We start from the raw sequence: 17,651 nt of genomic DNA on the forward strand, positions 1-17,651 counted from the left end.
CGCCATGGAATCCGTCCTCGCCCAATTGCTGCCGATGCTGACCGCGATCTGGTGGCCGTTCTGCCGCATCCTGGCGATGTTCATCGGCGCCCCGGTGCTGGGCGAGGCGGTCACGCCGGTCACGGTGCGGATCCTGATCGCGCTGGTGCTGGCGGTGCTGATGCTGCCGCTGACCAGCGGCGTCGACTGGGGCCCGGCGGCGATCAATCCGTTTTCGCTGCACGGCGTGGTGGCGACGCTGGAGCAGGCCATCATTGGCTTCGTGCTGGGGCTGGCCTTCCACTTCGCCATGTCGGTGATCGGCGTGCTCGGCTTCATGGTGTCGTCGCAGATGGGGATGTCGATGGCGGTGATGAACGATCCGATGAACGGGCAATCGTCGGACGTGGTGTCGGCGTTGCTGTCGACGCTGGCGATCATGGTGTTCTTCGCCATCGACGGCCACCTGGTGATCGCCAACGTGATCGGCCAGAGCTTCAAGGCCTGGCCGCTGGGCCACGGCTACGGCCCGATGCTGCTGGAGGCGGTCGCCTACAACGTGGCCTGGATCTTCTCGGCGGCGATGCTGCTGGCGCTGCCGGTGGTGTTCTCGACGCTGGTGGTGCAGATCGGCTTCGGCTTCCTCAACCGCGTCGCGCCCAGCCTGAACCTGTTCGCGCTGGGCTTTTCGGTGATCACCATCTTCGGCCTGATGATGCTGGCGCAGGTGGTGCGCTTCATTCCCGAGCACTATGTGCGCATGACCAATATGGTGCTGGAACTGATCCGCCAGCAGATGCAGGTGGCGGCCCATGGCTGAATCGAGCACCGGCGACAAAACAGAAAAGGCTTCACAACAGAAGCTGAAGAAGTCGCGCGAAGAAGGGCAGGTGGTCCGTTCGCGCGACCTGTCGACCGCGATCGGCATCCTGGTCAGCCTGAAGCTGTTCGTCTACCTGCTGCCGACCTACATGGCCGAATTCAACGAGATCTTCCATCAAAGCTTCGCCCCGTTCGACAGCGACGGCGCGATCGACAACGCCATGTCGACCGCGTTCAGCAACTCGATGTGGCTGCTGATCAAGATGCTGCTGCCGCTGTTCGTGGTGCCGCTGTTCATCGTGCTGGGCGCGATGGTGCCGGGCGGCTGGGTCGCCAGCACCAAGAACATGGCGCCCAAGTTTTCACGCATGAGCCCGGTCGCCAACCTGGGCAAGCTGTTCACCGGCAAGCACGCGTTCGAGCTGCTGGTGTCGATCGGCAAGGCCGGGGTGCTGATCGCGGTGCTGATCCACGTGGCGCGCTCGACCGTGAAAGACTACACCCAGTTGCAGAACCTGCCGATGGGGCAGGCGCTGATGTCGGGCTCGAATCTGATGCTGGACGGCTTGATGTCGCTGGTGGCGGTGTTTATCATCTTCGCCTTGATCGACGTGCCGGCGCAGGCGTATTTCTTCGCCAAGAACCAGCGCATGTCGAAGCAGGACCAGAAGGAGGAGCACAAGTCCTCCGAGGGCCGGCCGGAGGTGAAGAACCGCATCCGCCAGCTGCAGCGGGCGATGGCGCGGCGCAGCGCGCGCAAGACGGTGCCGACCGCCGACGTGGTGATCGTCAACCCGGAACACTACGCGGTGGCGCTGAAGTACGACCTGGCCAAGGCCGAGGCGCCGTACGTGATCGCCAAGGGCGTCGACGAGATGGCGCTGTACATCCGCCAGATCGCGGTCGAATTCAAGATCGAAGTGATGGAGCTGGCGCCGCTGGCGCGCGCCGTCTACAACACCAGCCAGGTCAACCAGCAGATCCCGGTGCAGCTGTACCAGGCGGTGTCGCAGGTGCTGAACTATGTGCTGCAGTTGCAAGCCTTCCGCACCGGGCGCCGCGCCGCCCAGCCGGATTATCCAAAAGAAGTTGTAGTGCCCAAATCGATGAGCGAGGTTAGCGAGACATGAATTTTCTGAACAGGCTGGTGGCGGAAGCGCGTCGCCACAAGTTCGCCACGCCGGCGTTCCTGCTGGTGATCCTGGCGATGATCATCCTGCCGTTGCCGCCGGTGCTGCTGGACGTGATGTTCACGTTCAACATCGTGCTGGCGCTGATCGTGATCCTGGTCTCGGTGTCGGCGCGCCGGCCGCTGGATTTCTCGGTGTTCCCGACGGTGATCCTGGCCACCACCATGATGCGGCTGACGCTGAACGTGGCGTCGACCCGGGTGGTGCTGCTGCACGGCCATGAGGGCACAGCCGCCGCCGGCCAGGTGATCGAGGCCTTCGGCAAGGTCGTCATCGGCGGCAACTACGTGGTCGGTATCGTGGTGTTCGTGATCCTGATGATCATCAACTTCATGGTGGTGACCAAGGGCGCGGAGCGGATTTCCGAGGTGTCGGCGCGCTTCACGCTGGACGCCTTGCCGGGCAAGCAGATGGCGATCGACGCCGACCTCAACGCCGGCCTGATCAACCAGGAAAAAGCCCAGGCGCGTCGCCAGGACGTGGCCGCCGAGGCGGATTTCTACGGCGCCATGGACGGCGCCTCCAAGTTCGTGCGCGGCGACGCGGTCGCCAGCATCCTGATTTTGATCATCAACATGGTCGGCGGTGTCGCCATCGGTTCGATCATGCAGGACATGTCGTTCGGCGACGCCTTCAAGCAATACGCGCTGCTGACCATCGGTGACGGCCTGGTGGCGCAGATCCCGGCGCTGCTGCTGTCGGCCGCCGCCGCGATCCTGGTCACCCGGATCTCGGATTCTGGCGACTTCGAACAGCAGGTGGGCAGCCAGGTGCTGACCTCGCCGCAGGTGATGCTGAGCGCGGCCGGCATGATGCTGATCCTGGCGCTGGTGCCGGGCATGCCATGGCAGATGTTCGGTCCGTTCGCGGCGGTGCTGGCGTATGTCGGCTGGAAGCTGCTGACCAAGGTCGCCAAGCCCGACACCGCCAATCTCGACGCGATCGAGGCCGCGCTGCGCGACGACCGCGCACCCGACCTCGACTGGCACAGCCTGCCGGCGGTGCAGCAGCTGCAGGTGGCGCTGGGCTACAAGCTGGTGGCGCTGATCGACAAGGCGCACGGCGAGCCGCTGACCAAGCGCGTCAAGGGCGTGCGGCAGAGCATCTCGGAATCGATGGGGCTGCTGCTGCCGACCATCGTGGTGCGCGACGATCTGGGGCTGAAGCCGTCGCAGTATTCGGTGATGTTGTCGGGCAGCGTGGTGGCGCAGGCGGAAGTGTTCGCCGACCGGCTGATGGCGATCCCGTCGCCCAACATCTACGGCCAGATCGACGGCATCCCCGGCATCGAGCCGGCCTACGGCATGCCGGTGACCTGGATCGAGACCAGCGAGAAGGCCAACGCGCTGGGCCTGGGTTACCAAGTGGTCGAGGCGCCGAGCGCGATCGCCACCCATTTGTCCAAGCTGATCCGCGAATACCTGCCGGAGTTGTTCCGCCATGAGGACGTGCCGGCGCTGATGGAGCGGCTGGCGTCGCTGTCGCCTAAACTGGCCGGTTCGCTGGACAAGGCGCTGACGCACACGCAGATGCTGCGCGTGTTCCGCGTGCTGCTGGCGGAGAACGTGTCGCTGAAGGACATCGTACCGATCGCCACCACGCTGGTCGACAGTTCCGAGACCACCAAGGACCCGATCCTGCTGGCGGCCGAGGTGCGTTGCGCCTTGCGGCGGCAGATCGTCACCGGGCTGTTCGGGCAGAAGACCGAGATGCAGGCCTTCAACCTGGGCGGCGACCTGGAGAATATGCTGCTGGGTTCATTGAACCAGGCGCGCCAGAGCGGCAAGGTGGTGCTGGACAATTATCCGATCGACCCGCACCTGCTGGCGCAATTGCAGGTCAACATGCCGGTCGCGCGCGAGCAGATGAAGCAGCAGGCGACGCCGCCGCTGCTGCTGGTGCTGCCGCAGATCCGGCCGCTGCTGGCGCGCTACGCGCGCCTGTTCGCGCCGGGCCTGCACGTGTTGTCTTACAACGAGATCCCGGAAAACCGCGAAGTGAGCATCATCGGCACGGTGGGCTAGGCGGGGCCGCCGTCGGCAGTGGCCGGCAGTTGATTCAGGCTGGCTTCCACGGCGTCGATCACCGGGCGCCAGTCGCCGATGCGTTCCTGGCGGTACAGCGTCGCGGTCGGATACCACGGACTGGTTTCGCCGTGTTCCAGCCAGCGCCATTCGAACGGCGTCGGCAGCATCACCCACACCGGCTTGCCCAGCGCGCCGGCCAGGTGGGCCACGCTGGTGTCGACCGTGATCACCACGTCCATCAGGTCGCACAGCGCGGCGGTGTCGCTGAAGTCGTTCAGCAGATGGCTGACCTGGCGGATCGGCAGCGTGTCCAGCAACTCCTTGTCCTCCAACCGGATGTCTTTTTGCAGACAGATGAACTCGTGCTTTTCCGTCAGCAACGGCGCCAGCACGGACAGCGGCAACGTGCGATTGTGGTCGTTGCCGTGCGTGACGTTGCCGCTCCACACGACGCCGATGCGCTGGCGGGTTTTGCTGCCGAGCACCTGACTCCATTGTTCGCGCTTGGCCGGATCGCTGGCCAGATACGAGGTCGCGGTCGGGATGCTGTCGATCCGGGTATTGAACGCAAGCGGCAGGCTCAACAGCGGAATGTGATAGTCGAAGTGCGGCAGCGGGCTTTTGCTCGGCACGATCTGATCCACGCCTTGCAGCGACGCCATCAGCGGCACCAGGCTGGGGAACATCTCCAGCACCACGCGGGCGCCGCGTTGCTTGACCAGGGTCGCGTAACGGCAGAACTGCATGGCGTCGCCCAGCCCCTGTTCGGCGTGCAGCAGAATGGTTTTGCCTTTGAGCGACTCGCGTCCGGTCCACTGCGGCTTGAGGAAGTTGCGCTTGTATTTGGACAGCGGCAGATCTTTCGCCTTCCAGCGGTATTCGTAACCTTGCCAGCCGCGTTCATAGTCGCCCCGGCCCAGCAGCAGCAAGCCGCGATTCCAGTGGGCCAGCGCAGAGTCGGGATCGAGCGCGAGCACGCGTTCGTAGTTGGCCATCGCCTGGTCCGTCAAACCGAGCCTGGTCAGGATGCTGCCGAGGTTGACGTAGGCGCGCGGATTGGCGGGCGCCATCTTGGTCAGCTTCTCGAGCGCGATGCGCGCCTTTTCGTAATCTTCCGCCGGGTTCATGCTTTGCACCAGCTCCGGTGGCGCATGGCGCGCGGCGCGCTCCATTTTCAGTTCGAGCGCCTGGCGTAGTCCGGTCAGTATTTCTTCGCGTTGCCGCGTGTTGGCCAGCGCGCGCGCGTGCAGCTGCCGCAGCTCGGCGTCGCCGCCGTCCAATTCCAGCGCGGTGGCGTACAGCGCGGCGGCGGATTCGTAGTGTCCCAGCTGTTCCAGTTCCTGGCCGCGCTGGCGGTAGGCGGCGGTCAGCTGGCGTTGCAGCGCCGACGCGTCGTCCTCGGCGCGTTGCGCGTCATCGGGCCGGTCCAGCCGGCGCAGCGCCAGCGCGCGCTGGCGGTGGGCTTGCACGAACTGGGGATGCAGGCTGACCGCCTGGTCCAGGCTGTGCAGCGCTTCCGCATGGCGCGCTTCGGCCAGCAGCAGGCGGCCCAGATTGTAATGCGCGTCGGCGTACTCCGGCAGCAGCGCCAGCGCCTGCCGGTAGCTTTCCTCGGCCTGCTCGGCTTGCCCCAGGTCCTGCAAGATATTGCCGCAATTATTGTGCGCTTCGATGTTGTGCGGGTTGAGCGCGAGCGCCTGCTCCGCGTTGATGCGCGCCAGGTCGTATTGCTTGGCTTGCCAGAGCAGGGTCGAGCGGTTGCTCCAGGCCTGGTCGTCGTTGGCGTCCAGCGCCAGCGCCTTGTCGTAGCTTTGCAGCGCTTCGTCGGCGCGCATCAGGGACTGCAGCGTCACGGCGCGGTTGAAATGGGTGTTGGCGTCGCCGCCAGTCAGCGCCAGCGCGCGGTCGTAGCTGCGCAGCGCGTCCTCCATCAGCTGCATCTCGCGCAGCGCGTTGCCCAGGTTGTTGTGGGCGTCGGCATGATCGGGGTCGAGCTTCAGCGCGGAACGGAAGAAGCTGGCCGCCACTTCGAAATTGCCGCTCTGGAAGGCGGCGATGCCGGTGTTGTGCAGGGCGTCGAAATGCTGGGGTTCGAGCCGCAACACATGTTCATAGACTTGCAGGGCCTGAGCTAGCTTGCCCTCGTTGTGGAACTGAATCGCTTGCGCGAACAACTGGTCGACGTTGGATGTGGTGGCCATAGAAAAAAAGAATAAGGAGCAATTATTGCAGGTCGTCGGGCATGGCCGGCTGCGACAACAAGGTCGCCACTTCGGCCATGGCGCGGAAGATGGCCTGGGTCAGGCCAGCCGCCTGCATGCGGCTGGGGTAGGGGTGTTCGCCGCTCGACGGCGGCAGCTCGCGCCGCAGGCGGCAGCGCAAGATGGTCAGGCCGGCGCGGCTGACGGTGGCCGCCAGCTGCGGCAGGATTTCGCGCATGTGCTGCATGGCCGAGGTCTGGGCGGCGGCGACTTCCATCACCACGCCGTTGCCGCCGGCTGGCTCGATCTGGATCAGCACCCGGCCCACGGCGGGCAGCATCAATTCCAGCCGCAGCGCGACGCGGCTGCGCTTGCGGCGGTTGCGTTCGTATTCGTCGTCGTCCTTGACCACCACCCGCAACACCAGGCGCTTGGCGCCCCAGGCGTAGACGGCGAAGCGCCATGGTTCCATCTCGGTCACCATCGGCAGGCCGGGGCGGCCGTCGCGGCTGCCGGCGGGAATCTGGTCGCTCATGAACAGGCTGGACGGAATGTGTTGGCCGGTGGCCTGTTCCAGCCAGGCGGCGCGCTGTTCGCTGTAGGTGCGCACCATCACTTGCCAGGAGGCGGCCATCATGCTGGTGTCGGGCGGTTGCCAGACCAGCTGGCGCGACAGGAACACCTGGTTGGCGCGCATCGCCGCCGGATCGGAGGCCTTCGGCATGTCGGCCAGCGCGTCGGCCAGCGCTTCCAGTCCGGCGCGCGGCAGGGCGTGGGCCTCCGCCTCGCCGGGGATGGGGCCGACCGAGCCGGGACCGGTGGCGCCATGGGCGCCGCCCGGCGCCAGCGGGCCGACCGGGAAATCGACATCCAGCAGCGCTTCGCCCGGTACGCGCGCGACCTGTCCCGGCTGCTGCGCGGGCTGCCGGTCCGGGACGCCCAGCGGGCGTAGGGAAGGTCCGATACGGTCTAAGGCCATCAGGCTGGGTTTCCAGTCTTGCTGAGCTTGCTGATATAAAAAAAGCCAACCGAAACGTATCCGGTTGGCCCTTGGTAATCCGGATAGCTTCGTATCCGGATGATACTGCGATTATTACTGCAGCAGGGACATAACCAGCGACGAAGTGCTGTTCGACTGCTTCAGCATCGCGGTACCGGCTTGCAGCAGCATCTGTTGCGATGTCATATTCGACGATTCCGCAGCGAAGTCGGTGTCCATGATGCGGCCTTCCGCAGCCTTGGTGTTGGTCGAGACGTTGGACAAGTTGTTGTAGACGTGTTCCAGACGGTTCGAGGTCGCGCCCAGGGTCGAACGCACGGTCGATACGGCGTCGATCGCGCTGGCGATCAGGTCGATGGCGCTGTTTGCGCCGCCGCCGGTCAGTTCGGTGCCGGTCGTGGTCGATGCGCTGCCGGCATCACTGTAGTTCGCTGCGGCGGCGGTGATCGCGGCGTGCATGGCGCTCACTTGGCTGGTCACGTCGAATTTCAGGGTTTCGCTGGTCGACGCGCCGATCTGGAAGGTCAGGCTGGCGTTCTGGAAGGTCGAGGTCGTGGAGCCGCCGGTGGCGAACAGTTTCTGGCCGCCGAAGGTGGTGTTACCGACGATGTTGGTCAATTCGTTGGTCAGCGCGTCGAATTCCGACTGCATCGAGGTTTGGTCGTTGGCGTTCGACGAACCGTCGGCTGCCTGGGTGGCCAGATCCTTCATGCGGATCAGGATGGCGGTGGTCTCGTCCAGTGCGCCTTCGCCGGTTTGCATCAGCGAGATCGAATTCTGGGTGTTACGCATTGCAACGGCCATGCCGCTGGTTTGGTATTTCAGACGGGTTGCGATCTGCAGGCCTGCGGCGTCGTCCATGGCCGAATTGACACGGAAGCCGGTGCTCAGGCGCGTCTGCGAAGTCGACAGCGACGATTGGGTGCGGGAGATCGAGTTCTGTGCGGAAAGGGCCGCGGCGTTGGTGTGAAGGCTCAGCATGAAATAACTCCTGGTAGGTGGATTCAGTTCGGAGCAACGAATCGTTTGTGCTCTCCCCAGTACAAGACGACCGTATCTGGGAGGACATTAAATGCTTTATGGAAATTTATGAAAATTATTTGTAACCGGCACTCTTTACGCCGTGAATTCGGCATGCGACGTCTAATTGTAGATTGATTTGATGACTTACGGAATAACTTTCCCTTGGGCTAGGTTATGCTTATATATAGCTTCGAGATTTCATTTCAAAATGGCAATAAATATGGCGAGTCCACACACTTCCAACCTCTCAGGCGCGGAGGCGGTTCCGGCCGAGGCCGAAGCGCTGTTCGGCCAAGGCGTCGCGTTTCACAACCAGGGCGAATTGGCCAGGGCGATGCAAACCTACGAACAGGTGCTGAAACTGGCGCCCCGGCATTTCGCCGCGCTGCATCACGTCGGCATTGCGGCTTTTCAGATTGGCAACTTCGAGATGGCGGCCGGCTTCATGCGCTCGGCGCTCGCGGTCGAGCCGGACGCGGCCGCTGTCCATGGCGATCTGGGAAATGCCTTGCGTGAAATGCAACACCTGGAAGAAGCGTTGCAAAGCTTCGACCGGGCGCTGGCATTGAACGAGGCCGACGCGAACACCTGTTTCAACCGTGGCGTCGCTTTGCAGGCGCTGCAACGGCACGAGGATGCGCTGCGCAGCTTCGACCAGGCGCTGGCACTCAACGCCGGCGACGATCAAGCCTGGCACAACCGCGCGCTGTCCCTCAGGCAAACCAAACAGTACGCGGCGGCGCTGGACAGCGTGGAGCAGGCGCTGGCCGTCAATCCGCACAACGTCGAGGCGTTCAACCTTCGCGGCACCATTCTGCTGGCCATGGATCGCCCGGACGAGGCGGCGCAAAGCTATGGCCGCGCGCTGGAACTGTTCCCGGACTACGCGGACGCGCACCACAACCTTGGGCGCTTGCTGCTGTCGCGCGAGCTGTTCGAGGACGCGCTGCACTGTTTCGACACCGCGATCAGCCTCGATCCGCGCCTGGCCGACGCCTACCGCCAGCGCGCGGCCATCCTGCGCAAGCTGAACCGGGCGGACGCGGCGGCCCGCGACGAGGCGGTCGCGAACAAGCTGCGGCGCGAACTGATCGACGCCCACCGCAAGCTGGGCAAGCAATTGCAGGAACTGGGCCGTCCGCGATCCGCGGCGCGCGCGTTCGCCGCCTTGTTGGCGCTCGACGACGGCGACGCCGGCGCCTGGCAACTGCACGCGCGCATGCTCAACGCCGACGGCCGGGGCGAGGAGGCGCTGGTCAGCATCGATCGCGCGCTCGCGCTGAAGCCGGACAGCGGCGACTATCATCTGACCCGTGGCGCGATCCTGCGCGCCATGTGGCAATACGAGGCGGCGCGGCAAGCGTATGAAACGGTGGTGCGCCTGGAGCCGCGCCACCCGGGCGGCTACACCAATCTTGGCAGCGTGCTGGACCAAATGGGCCATCCCGAGCTGGCGTTGGCGAACTACGATAAGGCCATCGCGCTGGACAAAAACTGCGCGCCGGCGCGCTGGAACCGTTCGCTGGTGTACTTGCGGCAGGGCGATTACCAAAAAGGCTGGCGCGATTACGAATGGCGCTGGAAGGCGGAGACTTTGCCGTTTTACAAGGCCAAGCGCAATTTCACCCAGCCCACATGGACCGGGCGCGAGCCGCTCAAGGGCAAAACCATCCTGCTGCACGCCGAGCAGGGGTTGGGGGATACGCTGCAATTCTGCCGCTATGCGGCGCTGGTGGCGCAGCGAGGCGCCAGCGTCATATTGGAGGTGAAGCCGGCGCTGGCCGGATTGCTGGGCACGCTGGAGGGCGTGACCCGGATCGTGGACAAGGGCGAGCCACTGCCGCGCTTCGATTACCACATTCCGTTGATGAGCCTGCCGCTGGCGTTCGACACCCGGCTGGACTCGGTTCCCGGCGCGTCCCCGTACCTGGCGAGCGATCCGGCCAAGCTGGCGCAATGGGCGGAGACGCTGGGCGCGAAGAGCAAGCCGCGTGTCGGCATCGTCTGGGCCGGCCATCCCAGCCACCTGAACGACCGCAACCGCAGCATGGCGCTGCCGATGTTCGCCCGGATCTTCTCCGACCGATACGAGTTCGTCAGTTTGCAAAAGGAAGTTCGTCCGTCCGACCAGGCGCTGCTGGACGCGATGCCGGTGCGGCAATTTGCCGGTCTGCTGAATGATTTCACCGACACCGCCGCCCTGTGCCAGCTAATGGATGTGGTGGTCACGGTCGATACCAGCGTGGCCCATCTGGCCGGCGCGCTGGGGCGGCCGGTGTGGATCCTGTTGCAGGCGCCGTTCGAATGGCGCTGGCTGGAGCAGGGCGCGTCGAGTCCGTGGTATCCGAGCGCGACCCTGTACCGCCAGGCCCAGCGCGGCGACTGGGCGCCGGTGGTCGAGGCGGTGGCTGCCGACCTGATTACATATTTGGATAGTTAGGACCGCCGCCGCCTTCCGGCGTGACCCAGACGATGTTCTGAGTCGGATCCTTGATATCGCAGGTCTTGCAGTGCACGCAGTTCTGCGCATTGATCTGCAGGCGGTCGGCGCCTTCGTCGGTCTTGACGAATTCGTAGACCCCGGCCGGACAGTAGCGCGCTTCCGGACCGGCGTACTGGGCCAGGTTGACGTCCACCGGCACGCTCGGGTTCTTCAGCGTCAAGTGGATCGGCTGGTCTTCGGCATGGTTGGTGTTGGAGATGAACACCGACGACAGGCGGTCGAAGGTCAGCTTGCCGTCCGGCTTCGGATAGCTGATCGGCTGGAACTGCGACGCCGGCTTCAGGCATTCGTGGTCGGCGTGACTGTGGTGCAAGGTCCAAGGCGCTTTGCCACGGAACACGATCTGGTCGACGCCGGTCATCAGCGCGCCCAGATACAGACCCTTGTTCAGCCATTGCTTGACGTTGCGCGCCACGTGCAGCTCTTCATGCAGCCACGATTTCTCGAACGCGGCCGGGAAGCCGGCCAGCTCATCGTGCTGACGGCCGGCGCCGAGCGCCTCGAACGCCGCCTCGGCCGCCAGCATGCCGGACTTGATCGCGGCGTGGCTGCCCTTGATGCGGCTCATGTTGAGGAAGCCGGCCTCGCAGCCGATCAGCGCGCCGCCCGGGAACACCAGCTTCGGCAGCGATTGCAGGCCGCCGGCGGTGATGGCGCGCGCGCCGTAGGAAATGCGCTTGCCGCCTTCGAAGAAGGTCTTGATGGCTGGGTGGGTCTTGTAGCGCTGGAATTCCTCGTACGGCGACAGATACGGATTCTCATAGTTCAGGCCGACGATGTAGCCGACCATGACCTGGTTGTTCTCCAGGTGATACAGGAAGGAACCGCCATAGGTGTCGCTCGGCAGCGGCCAGCCGGCGGTGTGGATCACCAGGCCGGGCTGGTGCTTGGCCGGATCGATTTCCCACAGTTCCTTGATGCCGATGGCGTACGACTGCGGATCCTTGCCCTTGTTCAGGTCGTACTTGGCGATCAGCTGCTTGCCCAGGTGGCCGCGCGCGCCCTCGGCGAACAGCGTGTACTTGCCGTGCAATTCCATACCCAGCTGGAAGTCCGAGCCGGCTTCGCCGTCGCGCTTGACGCCCATATTGCCGGTGGCGACGCCCTTGACGGAGCCGTCGTCGTTGTACAGCACCTCGGCCGCGGCGAAGCCGGGGAACACCTCGACGCCCAGCGCCTCGGCCTGCTGGCCCAGCCAGCGCACCACGTTGCCCAGCGAGATCACGTAGTTGCCGTGGTTCTGGAAGCAGGCCGGCAGCGCGAAGTTCGGCGTCTTGATGGCCTTGGTCTCGGTCAGGAACAGCATGCGGTCTTCGCTGACTTCGGTGTTCAGCGGCGCGCCTTTGGCCTTCCAGTCCGGAATCAGCTCGGTCAGCGCCTTCGGGTCCATCACCGCGCCGGACAGGATGTGCGCGCCCAGCTCGCCGCCTTTTTCCAGCACGACGACGGACACTTCCTGGCCCTTTTCGGCCGCCAGCTGCTTGATCTTGATCGCCGCCGACAAGCCCGCCGGGCCGCCGCCGACGATCACGACGTCATACTCCATCGCGTCGCGCGGGCCGTACTGTTCTACTAGATTTTGTGGCTGTGTCATGGTCTGTTCTTATAGTAATCAATAAGGAGGAAAAAAATTTAAGCACGAGTGTGCTTCTTTTTCGTCCGGAATGCAATGTGGGCGCCATTTTGAGGGACATTATTAGACACTGCAATCTAATACTGGCGTTTTGTGTAATCATAACGATTCGACAGTGAGGCTGTCGGATATTCGTCACCCATTACAGGAGCAGCCCGTGGGCATAGAAGTTAACTTTGAGGGAAAAATCGCGCTGATCACCGGCGCCTCCAGCGGTCTTGGAGCCCGGTTCGCCAAAGTCCTGGCCCAGGCCGGCGCGCAGGTAGTGCTGGCGTCGCGCCGCACCGAGCGTCTGAAGGAATTGCGCGCCGAGATCGAAGCCGACGGCGGCGCCGCCCATGTGGTCAGCCTGGACGTGACCGATTTCGCCAGCATCAAGTCGGCCATCGCCCACGCCGAGACCGAAGCGGGCCCGATCGATATCCTGGTCAATAATTCCGGTGTGTCCACCACGCAACGTCTGGTCGACGTGACGCCGGAGGATTATTCCTTTGTCATGGACACCAATCTGCGCGGCGCGTTTTTCGTCGCGCAGCAGACCGCCAAGCGCATGATCGCGCGCGCCAAGGGCGATCCGAGCAAGAAGCACCGCATCATCAACATCGCCTCGGTGGCGGGGCTGCGCGTGCTGCCGCAGATCGGCGTGTATTGCATGAGCAAGGCCGGCGTGGTGCAGATGACCAAGGCGATGGCGGTGGAGTGGGGCAAGTACGGCATCAACACCAACGCCATCTGCCCGGGATATATTTCGACCGAGATCAACGAGGATTATTTCGCCAGCGAGCAGGGACAGAAGCTGATCGAGATGTTGCCGCGCAAGCGTCCGGGCAAGCCGGAAGACCTGGACGGCCTGCTGTTGCTGCTGGCCGGCGAGGACTCGAACTTCATCAACGGCGCCATCATCTCCGCCGACGACGGCATGACCGCGATGTGACCATCGTCATTCCCGCGAAAGCGGGAATCCATGCTGAGCGTATGCCGTCCGCGTTCTATGGGTTCCCGCCTGCGCGGGAACGACGTTAAAGCTGCAGCCCGACCAGCTTGTGCACCAGCTCCGACGACGTCGCCGCCGAGAATTTGCGCATCAGCTTGGCGCGGTGCATCTCCACCGTGCGCGGGCTGAGATCGACCTGGCGCGCGATGGTCTTGCTGGTCTTGCCTTCGACCAGCAGCGCGGCGATTTCCCGTTCGCGCGGCGTCAGTTCGGCGGTGACCGGACGTTTTTCGCTGACGTCCTCGAAGGTCCAGATGCCGGGGCCGAGCGGCTCCTGCGCCTTCATCGCGTGGCCGGTGACGTGGCACCAGAACAGCTCGCCACTGGCGCGGCGCATGATGCGCTCGTCGGAATAGCGGCCCTTGGCGTTCATGATCGGGATGATGCGGTCGCCGGTGCGCAGGAATTCGTCCGGCGTCGGGTACAGCACCATGAACGACAGGCCCTCGAATTGCGTGCGCGAATAGCCGAACATGTCGGCCAGCGCCTCGTTGCAGGTTTGGATGACGCGGTTTTCCGAGATGCACATGCCGACCGGAGCGTGCAGGAAAATCGATTCGTAGTCTATGACAGGCTGAGCGCTCATGTAGTTAGGGATGCCGGTAGTTCTACGGTATTGTGCTTTTGATTTGCGTATTCTATGCTGACTCGCCGCACGCTAACGCATTTAATAATGTTGGCATTGCATTTAGCAACATAAACATAAGGGACACCCATGAATAAAATCTATCCGGACGCTGCCACCGCGCTGGCCGGCGTCGTGCAAGACGGGCAAACCATCGCTGTCGGCGGCTTCGGCCTGTGCGGCATCCCGGAGGCGCTGATCGCCGCCTTGCGCGATTCCGGCGTCACCGGCCTCACGGCGATCTCCAACAACGCCGGCGTCGACGGCTTCGGCCTCGGCCAGCTGCTGGAAACCCGCCAGATCAAGAAGATGATCGCTTCCTACGTCGGTGAGAACAAGGAGTTCGCGCGCCAATACCTGGCCGGCGAACTGGAACTGGAATTCACGCCGCAAGGCACGCTGGCCGAGAAACTGCGCGCCGGCGGCGCCGGCATCCCGGCCTTCTTCACCAAGACCGGCGTCGGCACCATCGTCGCCGACGGCAAGGAAATCCGCGAATTCGACGGCGAGCAATACGTGATGGAACGCAGCCTGGTGGCCGACGTGGCGCTGGTCAAGGCGTGGAAGGCCGACAAGGCCGGCAACCTGGTGTTCCGCAAGACCGCGCGCAACTTCAACCCGAACGCCGCGATGGCCGGCAAGATCACCATCGTCGAAGTCGAGCAGCTGGTCGAGATCGGCGAGATCGATCCGGACGCCGTGCACCTGGCAAGCATCTTCGTGCACCGCATCGTGGTCAACGCCACGCCGGAAAAACGCATCGAGCAGCGCACCGTGCGCGCCGCCAATCAAGAATAACGGAGACAGATACCATGGCATGGACTCGTGATGAAATGGCCGCGCGCGCGGCGAAGGAATTGCAGGACGGTTACTACGTCAACCTCGGCATCGGCTTGCCGACGTTGGTGGCGAACTACGTACCGGCCGGCATCGAAGTGTATCTGCAATCGGAAAACGGCTTGCTGGGCATCGGCCCGTTCCCGACCGACGACGAAATCGACGCCGACCTGATCAACGCCGGCAAGCAGACCGTGACGGCGCTGCCGGGCGCGGCCTACTTCAGCTCGGCAGACTCGTTCGGCATGATCCGGGGCGGCAAGATCAACCTGGCGATCCTGGGCGCGATGCAGGTGTCGGAGCACGGCGACCTGGCCAACTGGATGATCCCGGGCAAAATGGTCAAGGGCATGGGCGGCGCGATGGACCTGGTGGCCGGCGTCAAGAAAGTGGTGGTGTTGATGGAGCACGTCGCCACCGCCAAGGACGGCTCGACGTCGCACAAGCTGCTGCCGAGATGCGATCTGCCGCTGACCGGCGTCGGCGTGGTCGACCTGGTCATCACCGACCTGGGCGTGATGGAAGTCAGCGACAAGGGCTTGAAGGTCACCGAACTGGCGCCCGGCGTCACCAAGGACCAGATCAAGGCCGCGACCGGCGTTGAACTGGATCTGTCGGCCGTGTAAGCACGGCTGCGCCGCGAACGACGGCACGCTTCGGCGTGCCGTTTTTATTTACGCCGACAGCAGCTTGATGCCGCGATAGCGGCGGCGGTACAGCACCACCCCGACCGCCGCCGTCAGCACGATCGCCACCAGGCCCAGGAATTCCTGCGAGCCGTGCGTGGCCACCGCCGGCTGACTCGAATGCATGCTCGACGCGGCGAATTTCTTGCCGACGTATTGCGCGCCGATCACCAGCTCATCGGCATTGATGGCGTTGACCAGGTACAGGCCGTAACCGCCCGGATGCACGGTGATCTTGCCGTCGCGGTAGACGAAGGAGCGGCGCTCTTCGCCGATGCGGATGCTGCCGACCACGTGGCCGGCGTTGTTGACGGCGGTGGCGAAGCTGTCGCCGTAGCCGATCAGCGCACCAAGGTCGGTCATGTGGCCGCGCTCCCAGACGAAGGCGTGCCAGCGCCGGCCCGCCGTCTCCGACGCGCCGACGATCACGCCTTGGTCATTGATGCCGCTGGCCGCGCTGGAACGGCCGCCCAGCGTGCCGATCTCCCGCATGCCGGCGCCCGGCTGGTACACGAAGGCGCGGCGATAGCCGTCGGCCAGCGCGGCGGTGCCGACCACGTCGCCGTGGTTGTTGACGCCGGCCGCATAGCTGATGTTGCCGCCCAGCGTGCCGAGGTCGACGGGCGCGTGCTCGCCGTCGCTGCTGAAGGCGTGGAAATAGCCGTCGCTGGTGTCGGCGAAGCCGACCACCTGGCCGGCGTTGTTGATGGCGGCGCCGTAGCTGCTGTTGCCGCCTAGTGTGCCGAGGTCGCGCATCTTGTCGCCGGAGCGGAAGATGAAGGCGCGCCAATGACCGTCGCTGTCCTGGGCGGTGCCGACCACATCGCCGCCGGCGTTGATGCCCTTGGTATTGCTGTCGCTGCCGCCCAGCGTGCCGAGTTCGATCGGCCGCTTGTCGTACAGGACGGCGCGCTGGCGGCCGTCGTCCTCCTCGATGATACCGGCGATCTGGCCGTGGGCGTTGACATCAACGGCGATGCTGGCCTCGGCGCCGCGCGCGCCCAGCGGCAAGGTAGTCAGTGCGGACATGGCGTCTCCTTTGGAATAATGAAAAGAGCTTTGCAAATCCCATGCCACGCAATTTGCGCCTGCGCGGCCGGCGGAAGTGTGCGGAAATGAACGTCGGCGCTGTTCATTTCCGGACATTCCGCGCTATTTGCGTCGCGCGACCGCTTGCCAAACCGTGTCCAGATGACGTTTGTACGCGGAGTTGGCGGGCTGAAGCAATGCCTTGTCGTAGTGTTTGCTGCCCTCGATGGCGACTTTGCCGTCGGGCTGAAAGAATTCCAGTTCGCCCCGGATCGCCAGCTTGGCGTCGCCGTCGCGCAAGATGACTTTGACGGTCGAATAGTCGATGCCGCCGCTGCAAAATAAACGGTAGGGAATGGTGATCTCGCTGCGGCCATCCTGGTTCAAGTCCGTCTCGCTGACGAGGGCAGGGAAGAACTCCGCCACCGAGTCGAGCGCCGGACAATCGACCATGTCGCGCACGGTCCACTCGGCCTGCCATTGACCGGCCTTGCGGCCGTAATACACCGCCGCCAGCTCATGATATTCCTCGCGCCCAGAAGGCTTGGACGGCGAGGGCGCCGACTTCGAGCTCATCACCAGCAGGTGCTCGCCGATACGATCACTCACCAGCCGAGCACCGACCAGCGTGCCCGCATAGCCGACGCCCTGCGACCGCAGATAGCCGGCATCGACGTCTGCCGGCGGCTCCGCTGCGAAGGCATCTCCGCCGGCAGCCAATACGGCGATAAGGATCAAGTGATTCATATTAGTCGCCAGCCTCTCCGACCCGGACGATCCGCCACTGGCCTTTAACGGCGCGCAACGTTCGGGATTGCACGCATGCCTCGTCTGACATGTATTGTAGTGTAATCTCGTCAGGCGCGACGATCAGGTCGGCATGCCAAGCGGCGCCTTCGCGCTGAAGCGAATCGATGAGTTCGGGTGTAACCAGCGCCTGCTTCGCGAGATCGTCACTGGCTGTTGCGGACGCCGTCATCAGCACGCGCTTGCCCATCCTGCTGGCGATGAACGCCCGAGCACCGCTGGTTTTCTTTTTGCACAATAGGGCTTCAACCAATGCCGAAGCCTCCGCTCCGCACCCGACGCAGTCAAGCAAAAG

General features: G+C 64.1%; 15 protein-coding genes. 7 read left to right on the forward strand and 8 right to left on the reverse strand.

From position 1 onward, the window contains the following. Positions 1 to 4: 4 nt before the first annotated feature. Genes GW587_RS24620 through GW587_RS24630 form a run of 3 tightly spaced genes read left to right on the forward strand, consistent with a single transcriptional unit; the run spans position 5 to position 4,015 of the window. Positions 5 to 799, forward strand: a complete 795-nt coding sequence (locus GW587_RS24620; protein ID WP_166107538.1) for a flagellar biosynthetic protein FliR — start codon at positions 5 to 7, stop codon at positions 797 to 799. Further along, positions 792 to 1,931, forward strand: a complete 1,140-nt coding sequence (locus GW587_RS24625) for an EscU/YscU/HrcU family type III secretion system export apparatus switch protein (RefSeq protein ID WP_166107539.1) — start codon at positions 792 to 794, stop codon at positions 1,929 to 1,931. The genes GW587_RS24620 and GW587_RS24625 overlap by 8 nt, the downstream gene beginning before the upstream one ends. Continuing rightward, the gene (locus GW587_RS24630; protein WP_166107540.1) at positions 1,928 to 4,015 is read left to right on the forward strand and encodes a flagellar biosynthesis protein FlhA; all 2,088 of its coding nucleotides are present in this window, start codon (positions 1,928 to 1,930) and stop codon (positions 4,013 to 4,015) included. Before GW587_RS24625 ends, GW587_RS24630 begins: the two co-directional genes overlap by 4 nt. On the opposite strand, the gene GW587_RS24635 is transcribed toward GW587_RS24630, so the two are convergent. The 3 genes from GW587_RS24635 to GW587_RS24645 all read right to left on the reverse strand — a co-directional run bounded on the left by GW587_RS24635 (position 4,012) and on the right by GW587_RS24645 (position 8,200). Then, positions 4,012 to 6,219: a tetratricopeptide repeat protein gene (locus GW587_RS24635; RefSeq protein WP_166107541.1), complete on the reverse strand. Its 2,208-nt coding sequence runs from the start codon at positions 6,217 to 6,219 to the stop codon at positions 4,012 to 4,014. The genes GW587_RS24630 and GW587_RS24635 overlap by 4 nt on opposite strands. 22 nt (positions 6,220 to 6,241) lie before the next feature. Next, positions 6,242 to 7,198: a hypothetical protein gene (locus GW587_RS24640; RefSeq protein WP_166107542.1), complete on the reverse strand. Its 957-nt coding sequence runs from the start codon at positions 7,196 to 7,198 to the stop codon at positions 6,242 to 6,244. 114 nt (positions 7,199 to 7,312) lie between these two features. Continuing rightward, positions 7,313 to 8,200 (reverse strand): flagellin N-terminal helical domain-containing protein, encoded by an 888-nt coding sequence (locus GW587_RS24645; protein ID WP_166107543.1) that lies wholly within the window; start codon positions 8,198 to 8,200, stop codon positions 7,313 to 7,315. Positions 8,201 to 8,462: 262 nt separating this feature from the next. Here GW587_RS24645 and GW587_RS24650 point away from each other — a divergent pair, with 262 nt between their 5' ends. Then, positions 8,463 to 10,682, forward strand: coding sequence for a tetratricopeptide repeat protein (locus GW587_RS24650; protein WP_166107544.1), 2,220 nt, complete (start codon positions 8,463 to 8,465; stop codon positions 10,680 to 10,682). Here GW587_RS24650 and GW587_RS24655 read toward each other — a convergent pair. Then, complete coding sequence (locus tag GW587_RS24655) at positions 10,663 to 12,339, reverse strand: electron transfer flavoprotein-ubiquinone oxidoreductase (protein WP_207393626.1); 1,677 nt, start codon at positions 12,337 to 12,339, stop codon at positions 10,663 to 10,665. The two genes, GW587_RS24650 and GW587_RS24655, sit on opposite strands and share 20 nt — an antisense overlap. Positions 12,340 to 12,535: 196 nt before the next feature. On the opposite strand from GW587_RS24655, the gene GW587_RS24660 reads away from it, so the two are divergent. Beyond that, positions 12,536 to 13,312 carry an SDR family oxidoreductase gene (locus GW587_RS24660; RefSeq protein WP_166107545.1) on the forward strand — a complete coding sequence of 259 codons (777 nt, stop codon included), beginning with the start codon at positions 12,536 to 12,538 and terminating at the stop codon, positions 13,310 to 13,312. A gap of 85 nt (positions 13,313 to 13,397) precedes the next feature. Here the strand turns inward: GW587_RS24660 and GW587_RS24665 are convergent, their stop codons facing one another. Continuing rightward, a complete protein-coding gene (locus GW587_RS24665) occupies positions 13,398 to 13,958 on the reverse strand; it encodes a LuxR C-terminal-related transcriptional regulator (RefSeq protein WP_166107546.1) in 561 nt (186 codons plus the stop codon). Between the two features lie 129 nt (positions 13,959 to 14,087). On the opposite strand from GW587_RS24665, the gene GW587_RS24670 reads away from it, so the two are divergent. Beyond that, positions 14,088 to 14,795: a CoA transferase subunit A gene (locus GW587_RS24670; RefSeq protein WP_166107547.1), complete on the forward strand. Its 708-nt coding sequence runs from the start codon at positions 14,088 to 14,090 to the stop codon at positions 14,793 to 14,795. Positions 14,796 to 14,809: 14 nt separating this feature from the next. Then, complete coding sequence (locus GW587_RS24675) at positions 14,810 to 15,460, forward strand: CoA transferase subunit B (protein ID WP_166107548.1); 651 nt, start codon at positions 14,810 to 14,812, stop codon at positions 15,458 to 15,460. 48 nt (positions 15,461 to 15,508) lie between these two features. On the opposite strand, the gene GW587_RS24680 is transcribed toward GW587_RS24675, so the two are convergent. The 3 genes from GW587_RS24680 to GW587_RS24690 form a co-directional block, all read right to left on the reverse strand. Continuing rightward, the gene (locus GW587_RS24680; protein WP_166107549.1) at positions 15,509 to 16,549 is read right to left on the reverse strand and encodes an HAF repeat-containing protein; all 1,041 of its coding nucleotides are present in this window, start codon (positions 16,547 to 16,549) and stop codon (positions 15,509 to 15,511) included. A 123-nt stretch (positions 16,550 to 16,672) separates the two neighbouring features. Continuing rightward, the gene (locus GW587_RS24685) at positions 16,673 to 17,296 is read right to left on the reverse strand and encodes a M949_RS01915 family surface polysaccharide biosynthesis protein (protein WP_166107550.1); all 624 of its coding nucleotides are present in this window, start codon (positions 17,294 to 17,296) and stop codon (positions 16,673 to 16,675) included. A gap of 1 nt (position 17,297) precedes the next feature. Continuing rightward, positions 17,298 to 17,609, reverse strand: a complete 312-nt coding sequence (locus GW587_RS24690; protein WP_166107551.1) for a hypothetical protein — start codon at positions 17,607 to 17,609, stop codon at positions 17,298 to 17,300. Positions 17,610 to 17,651 lie beyond the last annotated feature (42 nt).

The organism is Duganella aceris (assembly GCF_011090165.1).
GTDB classification, from domain to species: Bacteria; Pseudomonadota; Gammaproteobacteria; order Burkholderiales; family Burkholderiaceae_D; genus Rugamonas; species Rugamonas aceris.

Coding starts and splice junctions, on each gene's coding strand:
- GW587_RS24620 (WP_166107538.1), top strand. CDS start 5: ATGGAATCCGTCCTCGCCCAATTGCTGCCGATGCTGACCGCGATCTGG.
- GW587_RS24625 (WP_166107539.1), top strand. CDS start 792: ATGGCTGAATCGAGCACCGGCGACAAAACAGAAAAGGCTTCACAACAG.
- GW587_RS24630 (WP_166107540.1), top strand. CDS start 1,928: ATGAATTTTCTGAACAGGCTGGTGGCGGAAGCGCGTCGCCACAAGTTC.
- GW587_RS24635 (WP_166107541.1), bottom strand. CDS start 6,219: ATGGCCACCACATCCAACGTCGACCAGTTGTTCGCGCAAGCGATTCAG.
- GW587_RS24640 (WP_166107542.1), bottom strand. CDS start 7,198: ATGGCCTTAGACCGTATCGGACCTTCCCTACGCCCGCTGGGCGTCCCG.
- GW587_RS24645 (WP_166107543.1), bottom strand. CDS start 8,200: ATGCTGAGCCTTCACACCAACGCCGCGGCCCTTTCCGCACAGAACTCG.
- GW587_RS24650 (WP_166107544.1), top strand. CDS start 8,463: ATGGCGAGTCCACACACTTCCAACCTCTCAGGCGCGGAGGCGGTTCCG.
- GW587_RS24655 (WP_207393626.1), bottom strand. CDS start 12,339: ATGACACAGCCACAAAATCTAGTAGAACAGTACGGCCCGCGCGACGCG.
- GW587_RS24665 (WP_166107546.1), bottom strand. CDS start 13,958: ATGAGCGCTCAGCCTGTCATAGACTACGAATCGATTTTCCTGCACGCT.
- GW587_RS24670 (WP_166107547.1), top strand. CDS start 14,088: ATGAATAAAATCTATCCGGACGCTGCCACCGCGCTGGCCGGCGTCGTG.
- GW587_RS24675 (WP_166107548.1), top strand. CDS start 14,810: ATGGCATGGACTCGTGATGAAATGGCCGCGCGCGCGGCGAAGGAATTG.
- GW587_RS24680 (WP_166107549.1), bottom strand. CDS start 16,549: ATGTCCGCACTGACTACCTTGCCGCTGGGCGCGCGCGGCGCCGAGGCC.
- GW587_RS24685 (WP_166107550.1), bottom strand. CDS start 17,296: ATGAATCACTTGATCCTTATCGCCGTATTGGCTGCCGGCGGAGATGCC.